General features: G+C 42.5%; 17 protein-coding genes. 11 read left to right on the top strand and 6 right to left on the bottom strand.

The features are described from left to right. The first annotated feature begins 22 nt into the window (after window positions 1-22). The 4 genes from KPY62_RS12920 to KPY62_RS12905 all read left to right on the top strand — a co-directional run bounded on the left by KPY62_RS12920 (window position 23) and on the right by KPY62_RS12905 (window position 3,361). Window positions 23-1,228, top strand: coding sequence for a cytochrome b (locus KPY62_RS12920; RefSeq protein ID WP_216583405.1), 1,206 nt, complete (start codon window positions 23-25; stop codon window positions 1,226-1,228). After that, on the top strand, window positions 1,228-1,944 hold the full coding sequence (locus KPY62_RS12915; protein WP_216582852.1) for a cytochrome c1: 717 nt from the start codon (window positions 1,228-1,230) through the stop codon (window positions 1,942-1,944). Before KPY62_RS12920 ends, KPY62_RS12915 begins: the two co-directional genes overlap by 1 nt. Before the next feature lie 308 nt (window positions 1,945-2,252). Next, window positions 2,253-2,867: a glutathione S-transferase N-terminal domain-containing protein gene (locus KPY62_RS12910; RefSeq protein ID WP_216582850.1), complete on the top strand. Its 615-nt coding sequence runs from the start codon at window positions 2,253-2,255 to the stop codon at window positions 2,865-2,867. 59 nt (window positions 2,868-2,926) lie between these two features. Continuing rightward, window positions 2,927-3,361 carry a ClpXP protease specificity-enhancing factor gene (locus KPY62_RS12905; protein WP_216582849.1) on the top strand — a complete coding sequence of 145 codons (435 nt, stop codon included), beginning with the start codon at window positions 2,927-2,929 and terminating at the stop codon, window positions 3,359-3,361. 103 nt (window positions 3,362-3,464) lie between these two features. On the opposite strand, the gene dcd is transcribed toward KPY62_RS12905, so the two are convergent. The 4 genes from dcd to KPY62_RS12885 form a co-directional block, all read right to left on the bottom strand. Beyond that, window positions 3,465-4,040: a dCTP deaminase gene (gene dcd / locus KPY62_RS12900; protein ID WP_216582847.1), complete on the bottom strand. Its 576-nt coding sequence runs from the start codon at window positions 4,038-4,040 to the stop codon at window positions 3,465-3,467. Between the two features lie 244 nt (window positions 4,041-4,284). Then, window positions 4,285-5,523 carry an iron-sulfur cluster carrier protein ApbC gene (gene apbC / locus KPY62_RS12895; protein WP_216582845.1) on the bottom strand — a complete coding sequence of 413 codons (1,239 nt, stop codon included), beginning with the start codon at window positions 5,521-5,523 and terminating at the stop codon, window positions 4,285-4,287. A 230-nt stretch (window positions 5,524-5,753) separates the two neighbouring features. Next, window positions 5,754-7,091, bottom strand: a complete 1,338-nt coding sequence (gene mgtE / locus KPY62_RS12890; protein ID WP_216582843.1) for a magnesium transporter — start codon at window positions 7,089-7,091, stop codon at window positions 5,754-5,756. 208 nt (window positions 7,092-7,299) lie between these two features. Further along, window positions 7,300-8,100 carry a 3-hydroxybutyrate dehydrogenase gene (locus KPY62_RS12885; RefSeq protein ID WP_216582842.1) on the bottom strand — a complete coding sequence of 267 codons (801 nt, stop codon included), beginning with the start codon at window positions 8,098-8,100 and terminating at the stop codon, window positions 7,300-7,302. A 797-nt stretch (window positions 8,101-8,897) separates the two neighbouring features. On the opposite strand from KPY62_RS12885, the gene metG reads away from it, so the two are divergent. The 5 genes from metG (at window position 8,898) to KPY62_RS12860 (ending at window position 15,727) form a co-directional block, all read left to right on the top strand. Beyond that, window positions 8,898-10,994: a methionine--tRNA ligase gene (gene metG / locus KPY62_RS12880; protein WP_216582840.1), complete on the top strand. Its 2,097-nt coding sequence runs from the start codon at window positions 8,898-8,900 to the stop codon at window positions 10,992-10,994. A gap of 333 nt (window positions 10,995-11,327) precedes the next feature. After that, window positions 11,328-12,392 (top strand): ABC transporter substrate-binding protein, encoded by a 1,065-nt coding sequence (locus KPY62_RS12875; RefSeq protein WP_216582830.1) that lies wholly within the window; start codon window positions 11,328-11,330, stop codon window positions 12,390-12,392. Window positions 12,393-12,479: 87 nt separating this feature from the next. After that, complete coding sequence (locus KPY62_RS12870; RefSeq protein ID WP_216582828.1) at window positions 12,480-13,508, top strand: ABC transporter substrate-binding protein; 1,029 nt, start codon at window positions 12,480-12,482, stop codon at window positions 13,506-13,508. A gap of 465 nt (window positions 13,509-13,973) precedes the next feature. Further along, window positions 13,974-14,873, top strand: a complete 900-nt coding sequence (locus tag KPY62_RS12865; RefSeq protein WP_216582826.1) for an ABC transporter permease — start codon at window positions 13,974-13,976, stop codon at window positions 14,871-14,873. A gap of 59 nt (window positions 14,874-14,932) precedes the next feature. Next, window positions 14,933-15,727, top strand: coding sequence for an ABC transporter ATP-binding protein (locus tag KPY62_RS12860; protein WP_216582824.1), 795 nt, complete (start codon window positions 14,933-14,935; stop codon window positions 15,725-15,727). Window positions 15,728-15,875: 148 nt separating this feature from the next. Here KPY62_RS12860 and KPY62_RS12855 read toward each other — a convergent pair whose 3' ends face one another. Continuing rightward, window positions 15,876-16,532, bottom strand: a complete 657-nt coding sequence (locus KPY62_RS12855; protein WP_216582822.1) for a response regulator transcription factor — start codon at window positions 16,530-16,532, stop codon at window positions 15,876-15,878. Between the two features lie 94 nt (window positions 16,533-16,626). Continuing rightward, window positions 16,627-18,750, bottom strand: coding sequence for a sensor histidine kinase (locus KPY62_RS12850; protein ID WP_216582820.1), 2,124 nt, complete (start codon window positions 18,748-18,750; stop codon window positions 16,627-16,629). Between the two features lie 597 nt (window positions 18,751-19,347). On the opposite strand from KPY62_RS12850, the gene KPY62_RS12845 reads away from it, so the two are divergent. Both KPY62_RS12845 and KPY62_RS12840 read left to right on the top strand, forming a co-directional pair. After that, a complete protein-coding gene (locus KPY62_RS12845; protein ID WP_216582818.1) occupies window positions 19,348-20,739 on the top strand; it encodes a cytochrome c in 1,392 nt (463 codons plus the stop codon). Further along, window positions 20,739-21,701 (top strand): c-type cytochrome, encoded by a 963-nt coding sequence (locus KPY62_RS12840; RefSeq protein WP_216582815.1) that lies wholly within the window; start codon window positions 20,739-20,741, stop codon window positions 21,699-21,701. The genes KPY62_RS12845 and KPY62_RS12840 overlap by 1 nt, the downstream gene beginning before the upstream one ends. The last annotated feature ends 62 nt before the right edge of the window (window positions 21,702-21,763 follow it).

The raw sequence follows: 21,763 nt of genomic DNA, 5'->3' as shown, positions 1-21,763 counted from the left end.
TATGAGTATAGGCAAAAAACTTATGCACTGGGTGGACGCGCGTTTTCCAGCGACTGAAACCTATGAATATCATATGTCAAAGTATTATGCACCAAAGAACTTTAACTTTTGGTACTTTTTTGGTGTGCTATCTATGGTGGTATTGGTTAACCAATTGGTTACCGGTATCTGGCTTACGATGATGTATAACCCAAGTGCCGAAGGGGCATTCGCTTCGGTTGAGTACATCATGCGTGACGTAAAAGGTGGCTGGCTGATTCGTTATATGCACTCGACAGGTGCTTCAGCATTCTTCGTAGTAGTATACTTGCACATGTTTAGAGCGCTACTCTATGGTTCATACCAAAAACCGCGTGAGCTTATTTGGCTTATCGGTATGGGTATTTACTTAGCATTAATGGCAGAAGGTTTCTTTGGGTATCTACTCCCCTGGGGCAACATGTCATTCTGGGGCGCACAGGTTATCTTGAATTTACCTGCCGCACTACCAGTGATTGGTGACGGTCTTGCCGAATGGGTACGTGGTGATTACATTATCTCAGGTATCACTCTAAATCGTTTCTTTGCCCTACACGTAGTCGCTATTCCATTAGTGTTAGTCGGCTTAGTATTTATGCATTTGGTAGCTCTGCATCATGTGGGTTCAAATAACCCAGATGGTATCGACATCAAAAAGCTAAAAGACAAAAACGGTGTACCTCTAGATGGTATTGAATTCCATCCGTATTACACTGTGCACGACATGATTGGTATTGTAGTGTTCTTTATCTGCTTCTTTGCAGTGATATTCTTCTTCCCAGAAGGCGGCGGTTTCTTCCTTGAGCCACCAAACTTTGAAGCGGCAAACTCACTCAAAACCCCAGCTCATATTGCACCAGTGTGGTATTACACTCCGTTCTATGCCATTTTACGAGCAATTCCTAATAAGCTTGGTGGTGTTGTAGCGATGGGTGGTGCGATTGCGGTACTGTTCTTGATACCTTGGCTAGATAGATCTCCTGTACGCTCTATGCGTTACAAAGGTATCTTATCGAAGTCTGCATTAACTATCTTCGCTATAAGTTTTGTAGCATTAGGATATTTAGGGGCAACGCCAACGACGCCAACAGCTACGGTAATGGCTAGAGTATTCACCGTATTATATTTCCTGTTCTTCTTATTGATGCCGTTTTACACTGCCATAGAGAAGTGTAAACAGCCACCAGAACGTGTCACCGGAGGTCACTAATGAGCACCTTAATCAAATATCTAACTGGTTTAGGCTTAGGCGTGGCATTGAGCTTTACTGCTGGCACTGCGCTAGCAGCAGAGGGTGGTGAATGTGGCGACTTTATCAATGCAGAAGGTTACACTGAGCATCTAGCTTGTAGTAAAGCCCCTATTGATTTTACCAATAAAGGCTCGCTACAAAACGGTGCTAAGATGTTTATGAACTACTGCGCTGGCTGTCACTCAGCCAAGTATGTTCGTCATTCTCGTATCGCCAAAGATTTAGAGATCCCGCCTGAATTGGTCGAAAAGTACTTGATGGTGACTACTGATCAGATCGGTGATCATATCAATGCCGAGATTGATCCTGAAGTTCAAGCGTCTTGGTTTGGTGCTCCTCCTCCAGACTTGTCTTTAGAGACTAGACTGCGCGGTGATGATTGGGTTTATACCTACTTATTATCATTTTATGAAGATCCAAGCCGCCCTTGGGGGGCCAATAACTTAGTTCTTAAAAACGTGGCAATGCCTCATGTGTTGAATAATCTTCAACAAGATCTAAGTGATGAAGAGTTTAAATCTGAAGTTGGTGATTTGGTTAACTATATGGCTTGGATGGCTGAACCTGTCCGTCATGATCGCCAAGTAATCGGTTTCTTTGTAATCATATTCTTGTTGGTATTACTGATTCCAGTTTGGTTATTGAATAAAGAATTCTGGAAAGACGTCAAATAATACTTTCTGTATAAACCCGCGTTAGATACTGCTAGCTTTTAGCATTGGTTTTAAAAAGGGCACTACTTCGGTAGTGCCTTTTTTTAATGACCTTTTCTAATGGCATTTCTTATGTTATTTTTAATAAACGATTGATAACTAGTGATAATGATAAAAGCTAGCAGTGTAAAAGGGATAAATACTAGTCAAATAGTAGCTAAATCTTATATGTATAGCGGTACGATAAAAGCATAGATTACGCTTACCACCTTGATAAAAGCACTAACTTTGTTTACGATGGCAGCCTTAACCACTACCTTTAGGCTGCTATGATCGATGCAAATGACATTCCAAGTAGTCAGCTAATTTTATATGCTGATGACGGCTACGATAGTCATGTGGTGCGCCTATTGCTTGAAGAAAAAAAACTTGCTTACTACTTATCACGTCTGCATTCTGAGCGTCCTGAAGACTTAACGGAACTGAACCCTTATCATACCTTGCCGGTATTGCAGCAGCGTGAAATTGCTCTTTATGAGATCAACGTAATTTTTGAGTATCTAGAAGAGCGTTATCATGCTAATAAGCTGCTGCCAGATACGCCGCAAGAGCGTGCGCAATTTCGTCAATTAGCTTGGCGTATCCAGCATGATTGGTTAGTATTGGGCAAGCGCTTATTAATGCACCCAGATAGTTTCAATAAGGCTCAGGCGCAACAAGCCAAAAAGCAGCTTACAGACTCTCTGATTACTTTATCACCACTGTTTGCGCATAAATCTTATTTTATGGCTGATGATTTTGGCTGGTGTGATGTATTATTAGCGCCACTATTATGGCGTTTGGGTGAGATGGATATCGAGCTACCAAAGGCGATCAGTCGTCCATTGCTAGACTATCAAAGTCGTTTGTTTGAGCGTGATAGCTTTAAAAAGAGCGTACGTTGAATGAGTTGAACCAACCATTAACCACAACTTTTAAGTATTATCTGTAGAGGAATTATAAAATGAGCGATGCTACTACTTCAATTACTCCTACTCGACCTTATATGGTACGTGCAATTTATCAGTGGATAGAAGACAACGATCTAACCCCTTATCTGATGGTTGACGCTACTGCTGAAAACTTGCAGATTCCTGTTGGGCATGTACAAGATGGTCGTATTGTATTGAATATAGCTAGCCGTGCTACTGGCAACATGAGCATGGAAAATGACTATGTGCATTTTAGTGCGCGCTTCGGTGGTGTATCACAAGAAATCTGGGTACCAGTGACGGCTATATTAGGCATCTATGCCAAGGAGAACTCGCAAGGTATGTTCTTTGATCCTAATGAGTATGATGACTATCAACCAGCAGAAGAAAGCATTTCGGCTACTACCCATTCAAAACCTGCCACACCCAAACGCCCTAATAAAGCCGGTTTAAAAGTCCTAAAATAAGGACTCGTTAGCTAGGTACAAAAAAGCTAGGCATAATTAATATGCCTAGCTTTTTTATATTTTAAAATGAAGAAAAATCTATGCGACTACTTACGATCACCGATTAAGTTCTAGGCAAAGTCACTCCACGTTGACCTTGATACTTACCGCCACGATCTTTATAACTAGTCTCGCAAACATCATCAGCATCGCTTTGGAAGAACAGCATTTGTGCTACCCCTTCACCAGCATAAATACGCGCTGGTAAGTTGGTGGTGTTACTAAACTCTAAAGTCACATGCCCTTCCCACTCTGGCTCTAGCGGCGTGACGTTGACAATAATACCGCAACGTGCATAAGTTGACTTACCCAAGCAAATGGTCAATACATCACGTGGAATACGGAAATATTCAACTGTGCGTGCCAGCGCGAATGAGTTAGGCGGAATAATACATTCGTCACCAACGATATCGATAAAGCTTTTTTCATCAAAATTCTTTGGATCAACGACTACGGAATGTACGTTAGTGAATACCTTAAACTCAGGAGCACAGCGCACATCATAGCCATAACTTGAAGTACCGTAGCTGATCAAGCGCTCACCAGCATCATTAAAACGTACTTGACCGGCTTCAAACGGCTCAATCATGTTATGAGCTTCAGCTTGCTCACGAATCCAGCGGTCAGACTTAATAGACATTGTTAACCCTTAGCTTATTTACTAGAACATTTAATAGCGATGATTATACGGAATTACAGACTAAATTTATAGGCAGTTAGTGGATATAAATAGAGCCTAGATTCTTTTCTAAATTAGCGCTGCTGTTAACACAAACCATAGCGCTAAACTCTATGCGTTTAATATTGGCATTGCGATTGCTATTAGCATTACTGCCATTAGCTACATTACCTTTAAAGTCGCTTAGACTTTGAGTTGATTAACCTTAAAAAATCCGCTTGTCATCGACAGGCTTAGCAAACTTATTAATATTGGCCTCGATATTTTTGGCAATGCTTATGTAGTACGGCGCATACTCATCATTAGCAGAGACGCTAGGGTTTCCAGTATCTACTTGCGCACGAATACCGCTAGCTAAAGGTAGCTGTCCTAGTAACGGCACTTGATAATGCTCAGCGAGATAGTCGCCACCACCAGCCCCAAAGATAGCTTCGGTGTTGCCACAGTTACTACAAGTATGCAGCGCCATGTTTTCTACTACCCCTAGTACTGGAATATTGGTCTTGTTAAACATCTCGATACCTTTTTGCGCATCGAGCAAGGCAATGTGCTGCGGTGTAGTGACGATAACGGCACCAGTAACTGGAATACGCTGAGCTAAAGTCAATTGTATATCGCCAGTACCTGGCGGCATGTCTATTACTAAATAATCAAGCTGTGGCCAATTGGTTTGATTATACAGCTGCATCAAGGCGCCCGTTGCTTTTGGCCCACGCCAAGCTACTGGAGTATTATCGCCATCGAGTAAGCTACCGATAGATAACATTGCCAAACCACGTGCATTGACAGGGACAAACTGCTCATTCTCCAGCTCTGGCTTGACGTCTTTGACCCCGAGCATCGTCGGCATGCTAGGACCATAAATATCAGCATCAAGTACCCCAACACGATTACCTAGCTGCTGTAGAGCTAAGGCAATATTCACGGTAGTAGTTGATTTACCAACGCCACCTTTGCCGGAGGCTACTACAATAATATGACGAATACGGGGGTGAGCAGCCAGCGATGCTTGGGTAGGTGCAGCCTTAGTAATAGGCGGCTCTGCATTGGCTTGAGTCGCCGCCGCACTCTGAGCATCAGAACTACTAGCGCTTTTACTCATAGCGTCGGTAGTTTGCGGCATAGGCTTAGGTTTTGGCAAGGTAGAACCGCCCCCTTTAACAGGGGGTGGCAGACGCACGTTCATATGAATAGTCTTAATCCCATGCAAGTGTAATAGCGAGCCGAGCTCTTGCTGCACAATCTCAGGATCGCTATCTTGTGGCAGACGTAAATCTAAAGTGAGCTCATCACCAACACGGTCCATACCAGTCACCATTTGCGCAATACTGACATTATTGACGTGATAACCGAGTAGCACTTTGTCAACAGCACTATCACGCTCGGCTTTTTGCGTAGCGGTTTCAGGTTTTTCTGGGGTTATTTTTTTTATAAAGTTAAACATAGCGGCCTTTACAGATTATGATCGATGGGGTTATAGAGTGTTTGATGCTATCAGTGTAGCCGAATTACAGCTATAAAAAAACCACAACGCCATTAGATATGACATTGTGGTTACAGAACGCTTATATCTTAACAGCAGCGTTAAACAGGCGCTACATCTAGCCCTTGATCACCAGCGGAAAATTAATGTATATTTACAGCGTACTAAATCTCAAATCATGAGACTCACTATTAAACCACTAAGAACTTTGAAGCGATAAATAGATAAATCAGAACTCCTGAGGCATCACATACCGAAGTAATTAAAGGGGCACTAGCAGTAGCCGGGTCAAAGCCAAATTTACTCAATACAAAAGGTAAACTCATACCAATCATGCAACCAATCATCACAACTGACATCATACTTAGCGCCAGCACTAGAGACAATATAGCGTCACCACGAAAATAACCGATGATAGAGATGGCAACGGCCATACTAGCGCCCAGCAACAAGGCAACCACAGATTCTCGGCCTAGTAGCGAGAACCAATCACGCATTACCACATCACCAGTCGCCAACGCTCGTACCATCAAAGTGGCGGACTGTGAGCCTGCATTGCCGCCACTATCGACTAGTAGCGGTAAGAAAAATACCAGTACTAAGTTGGCAGCAATCACCTCTTCAAAATGCGAGATACCAAAGCCAGATAATAAGTTACCGAAGACTAAAAACACCAGCCAAAAGACGCGCTTGCGATATAGCAGGGTAATACTGACATCTTTTAACCTCCCCACCATAGTCGATACCCCGCCTGACTTATGAAAATCATCGGTAGCCTCTGCACTGGCGACATCCATAGCATCATCATGGGTAACTATCCCAACTAACGCCCCACTATCATCAATAACTGGTAAGGCAATTAGATCATAACGTGCTACCATTTTTGCCACATCTTCTTGATCGTCTTTGACGTGACAAAACACCGGAGAGTTCATCATGATGTCACTGATTAACCGCTCTGGAGTAGCGAGTATCAAGGCTCTTAATGACACTACACCTAGTAGCTTACGTTGATCATCGATCACATAAGCATGATAGATAGTCTCTGCATCGGGAGCTTCTCGTCGCAAATCATCGAGTGCCTCAGCGACGTTCATCTCAATACCTAAAGCTGCATAGTCCGAGGTCATCAAAGCGCCTGCAGTCCCTTCCTCATAAGCGGATAGTAGGCGAATATCTTCACGTTTTGCATGAGCTAATGCTGGCAATAGGGCATCACGCTGATCTTGCTGTAGACTTTTATATAAGTCAGTACGTTCATCAGCAGGCATCTCACCTACTATTCTGGCTAAACTGTCTCGAGGAAAGGTTTGTGCAAGTACTACTTGAATATCAGTTTCTAGATAGGAGAATACTTTTGATCGATTAGGCAGTCGCTCTAATAGCTGGCAGGCAAATATGGGTTTGATTAGCGCCAATAGGTCAGCGATATCAATGGGGCGCAGCGCTTTAATTTGATTGATCGCTCTGTCGAATTGTTGTTGTTCGATAGCATTGCTTAAGGCTAAAGCCAGATTTTGATTTTTCATTATTTTTACTCCGTGCGCTTCTAGATCTGCGCAGCAAGCAATCACTAAAAAGAACCAATAGTATTGGCTTGAGTTGATCGAAAAGAGGATGCTAATGCATTAACTTTTTATTAGCAAGCTACAGGAGGCTAATAAAAAACCACAACGCCATTGAATGACCTTGTGGTGATGTAAATACTCTTCTAGATTTCTAATTTAATGCAAAAAACTATCTCATGCACCAGCCATGACTAGCATTAATAGACTGACCAGTGAAGACATTGCTTGGGAAGGCAGCTAAGAAAAGTGCCGTTTGTGAGACATCTTCAATAGTAGTAAATTCTTTATTAAGGGTATTAGCTAATAGAATATCGTTCACTACGGACTCTTCGCTAATACCTTTTTCGGCAGCTTGCAGTGGGATTTGCTCATTAACCATTGCGGTTCTGACAAAGCCTGGAGAAATCATATGCGAGCGGACGTTATGTGGTGCGCCTTCTTTGGCGACTGCACGGCACAAGCCCAACAGTCCGTGCTTGGCTGTAATATAAGGGGCTTTAAATAGCGACGCATCATGAGCATGAATAGAACCAATATAGATGATCGTGCCGCCTTTATTATCTTTATACATATGTTCTACAGCGGCTTTAGTAGTCAAGAACCCACCATCTAAATGGGTAGCTAGCAGATTTTTCCAGTTATCAAAGGTCATTTTATTAATAGGGTTAATAAGCTGAATACCAGCGTTAGAAACTAGAATATCAATGCCGCCAAAGGTGTCAATCAGCTGCTTAACACCGCTGTTAACGGCATCTTCAGATCGAACATCCATATTGATCGCTAACGCTTTGCCACCAGCTTTGGTGATGATATCGACGGTTTCTTGTGCGCCTTCAAAGTTAATATCAGCAATGCCGACGATAGCACCAGCTTTGGCGTATGTCTCAGCAATATCACGTCCGATACCAGCCGCTGCACCAGTGATCAAAGCTATTTTTCCAGTCAAATCTTGTTGTACTTGGGTCGCCATATATTGTCCTTATTATGGTTGATTGTCGTTGACACGTAGTAGTTGAAACGCTTTAAGAAGGTTTCTTGTGACGTGCTGCAGAGTAAATAGTAGCAATCCATTTGCTATTATTTGAGGAAATGAAAATCAATTACGAGGTGTGCTTGAGTCTTATAGTGTTTACCAGTACTTGTATTACTTATGAATAGTGCAGATAGTTTTTAATGATGATTTTTACTTAGGGTTCTATAGAGGGTTACTCTTATGCCTACAGCTAATTACCTTCCGTGTTTATACTTGAGTATTTATAGAAGCAACTAGTTGTAGCATGCCATAGCCAACAGTGTTGGATATCTATGATTATTGAGAATGATCGGTAACTATGAAACAGCGGATGATTCGAAGAAGCAATTTTTTGCATCAAAATAGATGATTAGCTGTTAATTGGTATTATAAATATTCTGTAGTAGAGCGCTGTAAAAGCAGTCTTAATAACTAAATTAACAGTGAACATCCATAGACTGGATTTAAGCGGTGATTTAATATATACCATTTATCGTACTAATGCAGATTAATTTTCGATAATTATCCCTTGGAAAAGTTACCTCTATGATAAAAAAAAGTTATCAGTAATAATTTAAATGGCGTTTAAGCAGTCTGAGAGTAGATAATTACTAAGCATTAGCACAAATCTGACTGAATTACGGTATCATAGAAAGTATTTTTAAATTTTATAACTTAGCATCGGTTAGTGACTATGTCTAAAGCTATACCACTGCTAATAACTACTGTACTTATATTAATATAAAGGTGATTTTGTGCGTGAGATTTTAGTAACCAGTGCCCTGCCCTATGCTAATGGCTACATTCATTTGGGCCATCTTGTAGAATATATTCAAACTGATATTTGGGCACGTGCCATGAAAGCGCAAGGCCATCAGGTGACTTACGTCTGTGCCGATGATGCCCATGGCACCGCTATCATGCTCAAAGCTCAAGATAATAATATTACTCCCGAAGAGCAAATCGCTACTGTGAAGGCTTCTCATGAAGCTGACTTTGCTAAATTTTTGATCGACTTTGATAATTATTATTCCACTCATTCAGAAGAGAACCAGCATTTTTCAGAATTGATTTATCGCCGCTTAAAGAGTGCTGGTCATATCAGTACTCGTGATGTCGAGCAGCTATTTGATCCTGAAAAGCAGCTGTTTTTGGCAGATCGCTTTGTAAAAGGTACTTGCCCTGAATGCGAAGCTGCCGATCAGTATGGCGATAACTGTGAAGTCTGTGGTACTACTTATGATGCTATGGAACTAAAAGATCCACGCTCAACCTTATCAAATGCTACGCCGGTATTAAAAATATCTAAGCATTATTTCTTTGACTTGCCAGAGTTTGATCAGTTTTTACAAGATTGGACACGTACCGATAAGCGCTTGCAACCGTCCGTAGCTAACAAGCTACAAGAATGGTTCGATGCTGGTCTTGCCAGTTGGGATATCTCTCGTGATGCGCCCTATTTCGGTTTTAAGATCCCTGATACGCCAGCGGGTGAGCCTGACAAATACTTTTATGTATGGCTAGATGCACCAGTTGGCTATATGGCCAGCTTTAAAAACTTGTGTGAGCAGCGAGCAGGTACAGAGAATGCTCTAGATTTTGACCGCTATTGGATGCAAGAGAACGAACACAAAACCGAGGTTTATCACTTCATCGGTAAAGACATCGTGTACTTTCATGCATTGTTTTGGCCAGCGATGCTTGCTGGTAGTGAGTTCCGTACCCCAACTGGAGTATTCGCTCATGGCTTCTTGATGGTCAATGGCGAAAAAATGAGTAAATCGCGCGGTACTTTTATCAAAGCTGAAACTTATGCTGAACACTTACATCCTGAATACCTGCGCTACTATTTTGCCAGTAAGCTGTCGGATAAAGTTGAGGATATCAACCTCGATTTAGAAGACTTTATGCAAAAAGTCAATTCTGACTTAGTCGGAAAAGTGGTCAATATTGCTAGTCGCAGTGCCGGCTTCTTAGTGAAAAAATACGATGGTAAATTATCAGATATCTGCGCAGAGCCGCGCCTATTAGAAGACATCACTAAGACCGGTGATGAGATTGCGGCAGCTTATGAAAACCGTGAATTCTCCCGAGCCATGCGCTTAATTATGCAATGTGCTGACAAAGCTAATGAATATATCGATGAGAAAAAACCTTGGTCGCTAGCGAAACAAGAAGGTGCTGAACAAGAAGTTCAAGATGTCTGCTCAGTAGCTATCAATATCTTCCGCCAATTGATGGTTTATTTGGCGCCAGTATTGCCTGAGCTTACTGCTAATGCTAAAGAATTCTTAAATATTGATGACTTGAGCTTTGCCAGTCGTAACCAATGGTTGCTAGGTCATCAGATTAATAAGTTCAAACCTTTAATGCAGCGTATCGAAGAAAAAGATATAGAGGCTATGGTAGAGGCTTCAAAAGCGTCATTAGCCCCTACCCCTGGTGCGGCAGCTGCGCTGGCTTCTACTAGTGCCACTATGACTGCTGTTAAAGCTGACGATGATGTTGATGCTGAGCAAACTGACTATATCGGTATTGATGACTTCAGCAAAGTTGAGATGAAAGTCGCCCATGTCATCGCTTGTAATCATGTCGAAGGCGCAGATAAGTTATTGCAATTTACCTTAGATGTTGGTGAAGATAAGCCGCGCAATGTATTTAGTGGTATTCGTAAATTTTATGAGCCTGAACAACTGGTGGATAAAAAAGTGATTTGCGTCACTAACTTGGCACCACGCAAGATGAAGTTCGGCATATCTGAAGGTATGGTACTGTCTACGGGTAATCCAAAGACCCAGCTAACGGTTATCACTTTACCTGATAACTGTGTCATTGGTGACCTTTTGGCCTAATAGCTTACTACTGGCTTTAAGAGCAGTTAAACAACCTAAAGACTAAATCAGATGTCCGCTGTGGCATCTTTTTTATGGCTGATAATTTGTTATAAATTAACAATTACTAGATCTACTATCATATTGGTTACAACCTTATAGCCACCTATCCGCTTCAATAAGCCATATGGCTCAATTATTTATTGCGATTAGTTACATTACTGTCATAATATAGCTATTCAGATTAACGAAACGATTATTTTGAGGGTAGCCCATCGGCAAAACTCTATATCTACTTATAGCTTTGCTAGATGACTGACTAGTACTTTCTAACTTAAGAGTTAACCTAATAAAATGACTATTGCCTCTACTCTACGCCTAAGCTTATACGGAGTTACCATCAGCGCTCTCAGCATATTTTCTGCTATTGGCTGCTCGAACTCTTCTACCGAAACTACTGTGGCTGCTGATGAAAGCAGCACTACAGCGGACAAGCCCACTAAGACCATAGCTATCACTCAGATCGTTGAGCATCCCTCTTTAGACGATATGCGTCGTGGCATTATTGATGAGCTGGCAGATAATGGCTATGTAGAAGGCAAGAATCTAAAAGTTAACTTTCAAAGTGCGCAAGGTAATACCGCCACAGCAGGACAGATCGCCAAACAATTCGTTGGCGATAACCCTGATGCTATCGTTGCTATCTCCACGCCATCAGCACAGTCTATAGTTTCGGCCACCACCACGATACCTATCGTCTATACTGCGGTTTCTGATCCGCTAGGCGCTAAACTTATCACTGCTGATGGCAAGCCATTTCAAGATAACTTAACCGGTCTATCAAGCCAGCTACCATTAGAGCCTCAATTGGATCTACTGCAACAGCTTAAGCCTGATCTTAAGACTATCGGCTACGTCTATAGCCCTGGTGAGGCCAACTCAGTTTCATTACGTGATGATCTAAAAGCAGCGCTGCCAGCACGTGGTCTGAAGTTGCTAGATATCCCGGCCAACCGTCCGACTGACATAGGGATGGCAACTCGCAGCCTACAAGGACGGGCAGAAATCATCTATACTTCATTTGATAATAATGTAGCCTCTGCTTTTGAAGCTATGACTCAAGCAGCTAATGAGCTGCGTATGCCCATCGTAGCTTCTGATGAGTTCAGCGTTCAGCGCGGTGCAACAGCAGCTCTTGGGGTTAATGATTATGACTTCGGTCGAGTCACTGGCAAGATGGTTTACCGCATATTAAATGGTGAAGCGGTCAATACTATTAAGCCACAAGTTATGAATGAGCTGACTTTATATGTCAGTCCTAAGCATGCCAAAGCACAAGGGATAAGCCTACCTGCTGACATGCTCAAAAAAGCTATCAATGTTGATACTAAAAGTAGTACTGAGACCGCTGCTAAGTAGCAGCTAGTAGTTACCGTAATCCTCTTTTAGAGTTTAGCGCTTTTTCATTTATCGTATGGATACACTATTATTTTAGGAGTAACACCCATGTTCTATCAGAATCGTTTTGCGAAAGCTTTATTATTGGGCGGTGTTTGTACTGCTATCTTGACGGGCTGCAACCAAGCACCAAAAGAGGATGCTAAGAGTGCCGATGGCGCCGCAAGTGCTGATACTAGCCTAACTATGAAAACAGTAGCTATTACTGCTATCGTTGAGCATCCAGCACTTGATGAAGTGCGCAAAGGCGTTATTGATGAGTTAAAAGAAGCTGGCTTTAAAGAGGGCGAAAACTTAAAGGTTAACTTCCAAAGTGCGCAAGGCAATACCGCCACTGCAGGTCAGATTGCTAAGCAGTTTGTCGCAGATCAGGCAGATGTTATCGTCGCTATTGGTACCCCGTCAGCACAGTCAGTAGCCGCTGCTACTAGTACCATTCCCCTAGTATTCTCAGCAGTTACCGATCCAGTAGAAGCTAAGCTAGTCTCTAAGCTTGACGGTTCTGGCACTAACGTTACTGGTGGTTCTGATGCGCTTCCTTATGAGCCACAGATCGAATTGATGCGTCAAATCATTCCTAATCTTAAAAATGTCGGCTACGTTTATAGCCCAGGCGAAGTGAACTCTACGATTATTCTAAAGAATCTTAAAGACAAACTAACCCCTTTAGGCATTAAAGTGCATGAAGCTCCAGCGCAGCGTAGTACTGATATTGCTATGGCTGCTCGTAGCTTAGAGGGTAAAGTCGATATGATTTATACTTCAACGGATAATAACGTGGTTTCTGCTTATGAGTCTTTATATCAAGTGGCTAAAGAAAGCAAAATTCCATTGATTGCTTCGGATACTAGTTCTGTTGAGCGTGGTGCTATTGCCGCTTTAGGGGTTGATTACTATGCTCTAGGTCGCGAAACAGGAAAAATCGTAGCACGTATTTTAAAGGGTGAGAAACCAGGTGAAATTGCTGTTTATACGCCACAAGCGCTTAACTTATACGTCAGTCCAAAAAATGCTACTGAGCAAGGTATTACTTTGCCACAAGCGGTCATCGACAAAGCAAAAGAAGTAGTAAAGTAGGTCACCGTTATTACTGCCTGAGTAATAATTGTCAGAAGAGGCGTGGGCCAAGTTATTATAGTAATACCCTTTAAAAGGTTACTGCTGTAAGCTTAAAGTTGGAAGATAGCTGTTTAAATGCTTTGAATCCACGCCTTGCTGTTACTAGCAGCTAATAGCTCTAGTAATAGCACTAACCAGTCATTATCGACTATTAACTGATATTTGCCCTAAAAGGGATAATATTTACTCTTATCATTATCTATTTTAGCGTTATAATATAGTTCACAAAATATAGAAGCCGCCCAGCTATCCTTTAATAGACTGGGCTTGTTTTTTAAGGTTTAAAACTGAAAATTTATGTTAATTCCTCACTGTAAACTGTTTTGGTTCACTATAACTGCAGATTGTCTGATCTGTTAAACTTACCGCTCAATCGCTACTGAGATTATTCAGTAGCTTGTAGCTATGACTTATTGATTCCTTATGTCTTTAATTGCTTTTTTTGGTGCGCTTGAAAGTGGCCTAATCTATGGTTTAGTAGCACTAGGTGTGCTGATCTCCTTTAGAACCTTAGACTTCCCCGACTTAACTGCTGATGGTAGTTTTCCATTAGGCGGCGCAGTTGCGGGTATTTCTATCGTCGCTGGGATCAATCCTTGGTTGGCTTGTGCTCTTGGCATGCTAGCTGGTTCTGTCGCTGGTATCGTCACCGCTTGGCTACATGTCAAACTGGGTATTCTACAGTTGCTAGCCAGTATCTTGGTGATGGTAGCCCTCTATTCAGTCAATCTACGTATCATGGGTGCGCCGAACTTGCCGCTATTGGGTGAGACTACGGTGTTTAGCTCGTTAGTCACTGACGGCAATGGCTATTGGATGCGCTGTGTGATTATCGGTGCAGTAGTCATCATCGCTAAGCTGTTTTTAGATTGGTTTTATAGTACAGAAACCGGTCTATCTATGCGCGCTACTGGCTCCAATTTACGCATGGCACAAGCGCAAGGTATCAATACCTCGTGGATGACTATCACTGGTATGGCAGTATCCAATGGCCTGATTGCCTTAGCGGGTGCGCTGTTTGTACAAACGCAGGGTGGTGCAGATATCTCTATAGGTATTGGTACTATTGTCATCGGCTTAGCCGCGGTTATCATTGGCGAGACTATCATTCCAGCCAAACGTATTTGGTTGATTACTTTAGCAGTCATCGTTGGCGCGATACTCTATAAGCTATTTATTCAAGTGGCGCTATCAAGCGATACTCTACGTAGTATTGGCTTTGGACCACAAGACTTAAACTTGATTACTGCGCTATTGGTGGTCATTGCTTTAGTATTACCCAAAGCTAAAAATAAATTTTTGAGTCGCAAACTTCGGGCTTAGCATCTATCCATTTTAGCCTATTAGCCATTGTATATAAGCAAGTAGAAGGAATCACGATTATGATGCAAGCTACAGATTTGCGCTTGACCTTTAATCCAGGCACACCTATTGAAAACCCTGCGCTACGCGGTATCAACTTAAATATTGCTGATGGCGAATTTGTCACCGTCATTGGAACTAATGGTGCTGGTAAATCGACGTTTTTGAATGCGGTCAGCGGTACTACACGGGTAGATAGTGGCTCCATTTTACTCAATGGCATTGATGTGACCAAAAAGAGTGCTCATCAACGTGCTCATTGGGTGGCTCGCGTGTTTCAAGACCCCATGGCTGGAACTTGTGAAGCGCTAACTATTGAAGAAAACATGGCTTTGGCCTATAAACGCGGTGGCAAACGTGGGCTAAGCTTTGCTCTTAACGCCAATAACCGTGAGCTATTTAAAGAAAAGCTCTCAGTATTGAAACTGGGACTTGAAAACCGCTTAACCGATCGTATGGGCTTACTCTCTGGTGGTCAACGTCAAGCAGTCAGCCTATTGATGGCCTCTTTACAACCCTCAAAAATTCTATTACTCGATGAGCATACCGCTGCTCTTGATCCTAAGACTGCTGCTTTTGTATTAGAGCTGACCGACAAGATCGTCACTGACAATAAGCTGACCACAATGATGGTCACCCATTCTATGCAGCAAGCCTTAGCGCATGGCACTAGAACGGTGATGCTACACCAAGGACAAGTGGTTTTGGATGTGGCAGGAGATGCTCGCCAAGGTATGACTGTTCACGATTTGCTCGATATGTTTGAGCAAACCCGTGGTGAAAAAGTAGAAGATGATAGTTTGATATTGAGCTAGGTCTAGCCCAACAATCCGCTTAAAGAAAAGCCCGTTTTTAAATTGAAAACGGGCTTTTTATTTGCCAGTTATAATAGATTATGACTATAAAAAGTATAACTATTTATATTTAGGTTTTTTTTATTCATCAGCAATCAGCAATCAGCGATTACAAATTCAACAGTACCAACTTTTGAACCAACTCACTAACATGCTGTGCTTCCATCTTTTTCATTACTTGTGAGCGATGCACTTCTACTGTGCGTACTGCTATATCTAGATGATCAGCAATTATTTTATTTAAGTTACCTTGCATAAGTTCATTGGCGACTTGTTTCTCTTTGTCAGTCAGCTGAGTGTAGAGCTTGCGAATATAGTAAAGCTTGGCACGTTTGCAGGTTAAGGCTTGCGCATTGGCCAGCGCTTCCTGCAAACGACGGCTATTAATAGGCTTTTCTAAATAATCTGCCGCCCCTTCCTTCAACATCATTACTGCATCGCTAATTTCACCATTGCCCGTTAGAGCGATCAAGGCTATAGGACTTTTTTTATTATTAAGATGAGCTTGTAGCTCCTGCCCACTCATATCAGGCAACATTAAATCACTGATAACGACCGCAGGACTATAAATATCTACTTCAGCCAAAAACGTCACTGCGCTCGCCCATAGTTGGCTCACTAACCCTAAACTGCTCAACAAAAACTCGCAAGAAGTACGCACACTCTCCTCGTCATCAATAATATGAATCAGCAGCTGCTCATCGTAAAATCTATCATCGCCCGTCAAAGGATCAGGCGGGTCGCTTGGCGTAGGCAAAGAAGTCATAGGCTACCTGTTACTTTTTATATTAATATTTTCAATAAGGGTAATGTTTTTAATAGGAGCAATTTCTTAGATAGTATTTTGTAAGTGAGTACTTTTAGTCGGTTATATTTTGATTATCTCTCACCAAATTCAATGGTAGATATATCTTAACTTGCGCCCCGACTTGGTTATTTAAGGACGAGCCATCAATCGCTTTACTCAGCTGTATTTGTCGATTTAATGAAGGGTGTTTAAGATGCAGTTGATAATGAATAGCTAATTTTTGCATATCAGCAAGTTCTTGCTGGCTATCAGTATTACTTAGCTGCATCATACCACCAAGCGACTTACATAAGCGCTGACAAATCATTAACCCTAACCCTAGACCTTCCGCTTTACTTGAGGGCGCGGCATAGTGTGGCTGCTGACTACTCATAGTAGTGGGTTGCTTAGCCGTCAAACGATCTTGGTCAAAGCCGCCACCGTCATCAGAGAGGATCAAAGCCAACCAACTTAGCTCTTTATAGACTACCTTCTGACAACGCAGCATTATATGCTTGGCCCCTTGTTGCTGCGCATTAAGCATGACATTGATCAATAGCTGATCGAGTACTAAGCTGGGCAATTGCAAATACTGATAGTTGCTAGCGTAGCCAAAGCTAATATCTATAGCCTTATCTCCCATAAGGATGATGCACTGTTGATAAGTATCAGCGATATTGACCTTGGTTTCATCAGTCGTTGAGCGCCCTGCCCAACGTCGAATATTAGTGATCACTGCGGCGATGCGCTCAGTCTCGCTGACAATCTGTTGTAAGGCTTTTTCTGACATTTGTCTTTCAGCTACCCGCTCTGCTAGTATTTGCTCTGCTGATATTTCTTGATAAGAGTTTGAGTTTTGACTACGGATTAGTAAGCCTTGTGCATAGTTTTGAATAGTGGCTAACGGCTGATTAATTTCATGAGCGATAGCCCCGCTCATCTCTCCAATAACCGCAAAACGCTCTGAGCGCCGCAGCTGCTGATCATAATCACTAATTAGACGATTTTGCTTGATTAACTGTTGCCGACGACGCCATGCCAGCCAGCTCATCCAAGCGTAATTGATCATCGATATCAAAACGATAAAAACTATAACGCTCATCCACCAACGATGCGATTGTATCCAATCCAGCACTTGTGCGCCTAGCGTCTGCTGTGAGGGATGACGACCTAACTCATATAAGATACGCTCAGCCTCGATACTAGACTCTGGTGGTAACCAACGTAATGCGCTACTCTCAGTATCAATTTGGGTATTGCCATCGGCATTAGTATTGTTATTAGCCTTGCTGGGCGGCTGTACAGCAAATAACTGCTGATTGATCTGTTCTACTAAGGACGCTGGGGCTTGCGCTGTCGCGGCTAAAGTCCAGTTGGGATAAATTTTGGTAGAAGACTGACAGTTAGAACTTGTTGCTACCGGATTAAGGAGTCGGTATTGGGCCAAATTGATTTTGCCCTGACGGTTCATCTGCTCCATCAAACATAAGGGTGCTATGGCCGCATCTACTTCGCCACTAGCAAGCCTATATAAAGTCAGCTCAATAGGATAACCAACGAACTGCACCTGATAATCATTTGCTGATAGTCCATTGTCTTGTAATAAATGGGCTATGAGTAAATAACCCCCAAAAGCATCAGCGGTGACCGCCGCTATGTTACGCTGTCGAAGATCTTTTATTTGCTCAATATTACTGTCTCTAGCCACCCATAATGCACTAGCGATTTGCTCAGTGGCGCTGGCCTCATTGACTATTTGTTCAGCTTCAAGTCCTTCGCTTAGTGCCAACTCAGCTTGCAGCTGCTTATATAACTTATATTGTTCATCAGTCTGAAAATCAGACTGTTTGACGTCAGCCATCTTAAATATTGTTGGCTTAGCAGTTGCACTATAGTTTTGCAAAGTAGCTAGCCAACGCCACCCTAAGGTATCCATTTTTATTAACTGTACTTGTGGGCCTAATACCATAGCGAATTGCTGCGCTTCTATTTGCTGCTGCCAATTCTCAAGCGCTAATGGTACTAATACTAAAGTGTCAGCTGCTAAGTTATCATTAATACTGTCCAACCAAGGCTGCCAACGCTGTTGAGCGGCCGCTTCTCCTTGCGGTGCTAATACTCCTAGGTAATAAGTCTGAGCATTGGCCTTATGCGCAGGCATTAGCGCTAAAACAGCAAGCGTTGACATAATTAACATAGCAGTCATTAAAAAAGTAATTACTGAAAAACTAATCGCCAATAACGACAGCATAGGGCTCACGACACTTACGGCACACACATCAATAGCCGAAGCAGAGGTTACCCTAAAGACCTTCACTTTGCTTGATAAATTGGGCAGTTGCCCGTAGTCCTCAATATGCATTATTACTCACTATTCCAAAACATTACTTATTCAATGGACTACAAATATTAGCGTTACAAACAACAGCTAAGTCATTTTTCTTTACCATTTTTTGGCGCTGTTTTTCACTGTTTGTCGCTATTTGTCACTCTTTATTACTGGTCTTTATAGACAGTTTCGGGGCAAACCTAAAGAAAATTCCTTATGAAAATATAGCCCTACAAACAATGTGGTTTTCCACAATATCACTCTTCTGTTAGCTAATCTATACTAAATAGCAGCAGTGCATGTTTTATTTAGCAAAGCTAAAGTATAAAAAGTATTGATTAGATTTTGACTAGAAAATATTTGCAGTAAACCGCTCTAACAACCCGTATCACATCCAGTATGGTGATCGTTAACTAGTAAGCGATTATCATGCTAGAAAAACATATTATTACAGAGGATTGGCTTATGAGACAGGGGCTGGCGAAGAAATGGCCATTCATTATCCTGATGATCGCAATTATCGGCTTGGCAGTAGCGTTTATTATTGGACAGCTTTTACCAAACATGCGTACTACAAGCAATAATATCGCTGTCGATGTAAAGAATCCGGCATTGATTAAGCAGGGTGAATACGTGGCACGTACGGCTGATTGTGTCGCTTGTCATACTACGCTAGGTGGTAAAGACTACGCTGGTGGCTTGCCTATGCTAACGCCACTTGGGGCAATTTATTCGACTAATATTACTCCAGATAAAGACACTGGTATCGGTAATTATAGCCTTGTTGACTTTACTAATGCCGTCAGACATGGTGTGGCCCCTGGTAATAAAGCTTTATATCCTGCCATGCCTTATCCTTCTTATCAAATTATGCCTGATGAAGACATGGCAGCGATGTATGCCTACTTTATGTCCGAAGTCAAAGCCGTAAATGAGCCAAATATCAAAAGTGAACTACCACCAGTTGCCAATTGGCGCTGGCCTTTGGCTTATTGGCAACTGTTGTTTGACCCTAAGCGTAACTTCGTTGCTGAAACTGATGACGCCGTCTTAGCCCGTGGTCAATACTTAGTTGAAGGTCCTGGTCACTGCGGCTCTTGCCATACTGAACGTGGTATTGGCTTCCAAGAGATTGCCTTGACCAACACCGACTCTGCCGAGTACTTAAGTGGAGCCGTCATCGATGGCTGGCGTGCAAAAAGCATTCGTGGTGAGCATCGCGGCCTAGGTACTTGGAATGTCGCTGATTTAAGTCTATTTTTCAAAACCGGTCGTACCGATACTACAGCCGCCTTTGGCGCTATGGCTGAAGTGGTTGAACACAGTACTCAATACATGACTGATAATGATTTGAATGCTATGTCATCGTATCTGAAGACCTTGTCCCCTGCTCCTAATAAGGAAGTAACGCTACCTATCAAAAAGGACGTTACTACCGAAAAGCTATTAGCTGGTAACTACGACTCACGTGGCGCCCTACTCTATGTTGAGTATTGTACTGTCTGTCACCGTGCTGACGGTAAAGGTGTACCACGCATCTTTCCGGCACTCGATGGCAATAGTGCGGTATTCGCTAGAAATGCTGACTCTGTACTGCAAATAACTCTAGGTGGTGGCCGCATGCCAGATACACCGCATGACCGTATGGCATTTACTATGCCGGAGTTCACTAATTTAGCCGATGCTGATATCGCAGAAGTGGTTAACTATGTCCGTAATAGTTGGAGCAACCAAGCGCCAGACATCAGCGTTACTGATGTAGTAAAAATGCGAGCTTTCCTTGCCAAAAAGCCAAAAACTGGTACAGACATTGCCCCAGATCTAAGCCTTGATGCTGCCGAAAAAGGAGCAAAATAATGAAAAAGCACTCACTTAACTTGCCTAATATTGCTGGCACTGACTGTAGTAAATCTTCCCTCCGTCATTTGAATACTAGCCTATTAGCTGCTGCTCTTGTGGCCATGGCCGTTAGCGCTTGCTCGCAGCCTGAACCTGCCGAGCGTAACCCAGTTGAATACAAGCTAGTGACCGCCGACGATGCTAACCAAGATATTGGTACTTATGTATTACCCCAAGATACTTCTATTGCCGATGAACCTAACGCTCAGCAGATTATCTATGGTAAACGCTTATTAAACGAAACTAAGCGCCTGTTGCCTGATCACGTTGGCGCTGAAATGAACTGTAATAGCTGCCATATTGCGCAAGGTAAAATTCCTCTTGGTGACCCTTATATTAATAGTGCCAACTTCTATCCGCGTGTGATGCCGCGGGCTGGTAAAGAGATCGATTTAACCAAACGCATCAATGGCTGCTTCCAGCGTTCAATGAATGGTAAGCCTCTACAACCTGAATCAGAGGAGATGCTTGCTATCTTGGCTTATATGGAATGGTTAGCGCAGAAAACGCCCAAGGCGCAAAAGGTTGATATTAATAATGCTGGTAAGGTAGATGAGTCATTGATTCCAGACCCTATCCATGGTGAGAAGATCTATCATGCTCAGTGTGCCACTTGTCATGGTGACAACGGTGAAGGCATCAAAGATAGCCGTGGCGATATTGTCTTCCCACCACTATGGGGTGACGAATCCTTTAATATTGGTGCCGGTATGGCGCGTACTTATAAGGCTGCTGCCTTCGTTAAGTACAACATGCCAATGGGTATCCAAACCAAAGGCTTATGGGGTCATGGTAATGTATTAACGGATCAAGATGCAGTCGACGTAGCTGAATTTTTTACTCATAAGCCACGTCCTGACTTCGCTAAAAAAGACGGCGACTGGCCTACTGCCAAAAGACCAAAAGATGCTCGTTACTGATAGCTAAATGCCAGTTAGTGTCCTTATCTACTAAAACCTCAAGCGCTTAAAAGCCTTGAGGT

Origin of the sequence: Psychrobacter sp. TAE2020, assembly GCF_018919485.1 — a bacterium.
Lineage (GTDB): Bacteria > Pseudomonadota > Gammaproteobacteria > Pseudomonadales > Moraxellaceae > Psychrobacter.
Note: the sequence above shows the minus strand (reverse complement) of the source record. Positions and strands in the feature narration are given on the sequence as shown.

Bases quoted from the DNA above. Each gene is read 5' to 3' on its own strand.
- KPY62_RS12920 (WP_216583405.1), top strand. From the start codon at position 23: ATGCACTGGGTGGACGCGCGTTTTCCAGCGACTGAAACCTATGAATAT.
- KPY62_RS12915 (WP_216582852.1), top strand. From the start codon at position 1,228: ATGAGCACCTTAATCAAATATCTAACTGGTTTAGGCTTAGGCGTGGCA.
- KPY62_RS12910 (WP_216582850.1), top strand. From the start codon at position 2,253: ATGATCGATGCAAATGACATTCCAAGTAGTCAGCTAATTTTATATGCT.
- KPY62_RS12905 (WP_216582849.1), top strand. From the start codon at position 2,927: ATGAGCGATGCTACTACTTCAATTACTCCTACTCGACCTTATATGGTA.
- dcd (WP_216582847.1), bottom strand. From the start codon at position 4,040: ATGTCTATTAAGTCTGACCGCTGGATTCGTGAGCAAGCTGAAGCTCAT.
- apbC (WP_216582845.1), bottom strand. From the start codon at position 5,523: ATGTTTAACTTTATAAAAAAAATAACCCCAGAAAAACCTGAAACCGCT.
- mgtE (WP_216582843.1), bottom strand. From the start codon at position 7,091: ATGAAAAATCAAAATCTGGCTTTAGCCTTAAGCAATGCTATCGAACAA.
- KPY62_RS12885 (WP_216582842.1), bottom strand. From the start codon at position 8,100: ATGGCGACCCAAGTACAACAAGATTTGACTGGAAAAATAGCTTTGATC.
- KPY62_RS12875 (WP_216582830.1), top strand. From the start codon at position 11,328: ATGACTATTGCCTCTACTCTACGCCTAAGCTTATACGGAGTTACCATC.
- KPY62_RS12870 (WP_216582828.1), top strand. From the start codon at position 12,480: ATGTTCTATCAGAATCGTTTTGCGAAAGCTTTATTATTGGGCGGTGTT.
- KPY62_RS12865 (WP_216582826.1), top strand. From the start codon at position 13,974: ATGTCTTTAATTGCTTTTTTTGGTGCGCTTGAAAGTGGCCTAATCTAT.
- KPY62_RS12860 (WP_216582824.1), top strand. From the start codon at position 14,933: ATGATGCAAGCTACAGATTTGCGCTTGACCTTTAATCCAGGCACACCT.
- KPY62_RS12855 (WP_216582822.1), bottom strand. From the start codon at position 16,532: ATGACTTCTTTGCCTACGCCAAGCGACCCGCCTGATCCTTTGACGGGC.
- KPY62_RS12850 (WP_216582820.1), bottom strand. From the start codon at position 18,750: ATGTTAATTATGTCAACGCTTGCTGTTTTAGCGCTAATGCCTGCGCAT.
- KPY62_RS12845 (WP_216582818.1), top strand. From the start codon at position 19,348: ATGAGACAGGGGCTGGCGAAGAAATGGCCATTCATTATCCTGATGATC.
- KPY62_RS12840 (WP_216582815.1), top strand. From the start codon at position 20,739: ATGAAAAAGCACTCACTTAACTTGCCTAATATTGCTGGCACTGACTGT.